The organism is Caulobacter sp. CCH9-E1 (assembly GCF_001556515.1).
Classification (GTDB): domain Bacteria; phylum Pseudomonadota; class Alphaproteobacteria; order Caulobacterales; family Caulobacteraceae; genus Caulobacter.
The window spans coordinates 1-573 of sequence record NZ_LSJA01000103.1 but is presented as its reverse complement, the minus strand read 5'-3'; the positions used below and the strand labels follow the sequence as shown (position 1 = coordinate 573).

The 573-nt window shown below is 70.9% G+C and carries 1 protein-coding gene; it reads left to right on the top strand.

The annotated features are described in order from the left end of the window. Positions 1 to 32: 32 nt before the first annotated feature. On the top strand, positions 33 to 573 hold a 541-nt coding region (locus AX690_RS06590), incomplete at its 3' end, for an ATP-binding protein (protein WP_066730311.1).

Genomic DNA, 573 nt, shown 5'->3' with positions numbered 1-573 from the left:
CTGCGCCCGCTACGACCTGCTGCGAGGTCCCCGTGCAGCGGCATGAGATGATCGAGGCCCTGGGTCAGCTGGGCCTGAAGGGCATGGCCGCCGCGTTCGACGACGCGGTGACCACGGGCCTGCAGCGCAACCGCACCGCCTTGGAGATGCTGGCCGACCTGCTCAAGGCCGAGACCGCGCACCGCCAGGCCGCCTCCATCCGCTACCGGATCACCGCCGCCAAGCTGCCGGCGATGAAGGATCTGGCGCGCTTCACCTTCGACGGCTCGCCGATCAATGAGGGCCTGGTCCGCGCCCTGCACAGCGGCTCGTTCCTGGCCGATCACCGCAACATCGTCCTGGTCGGCGGCACGGGCACCGGCAAGACCCACCTGGCCATCGCCATCACCGCCAACGTCGTGCGGGCCGGCGCCCGTGGCCGCTACTTCAACACCGTCGATCTGGTGAACCGCCTTGAGGACGAGGCCCGGCGCGGCAAGACCGGCGCCTTGGCCGCCCAGCTCTCACGTCTGGACGTCGTGGTGCTCGACGAGCTGGGCTACCTGCCGTTCGCCCAGTCCGGCGGCCAGCGCC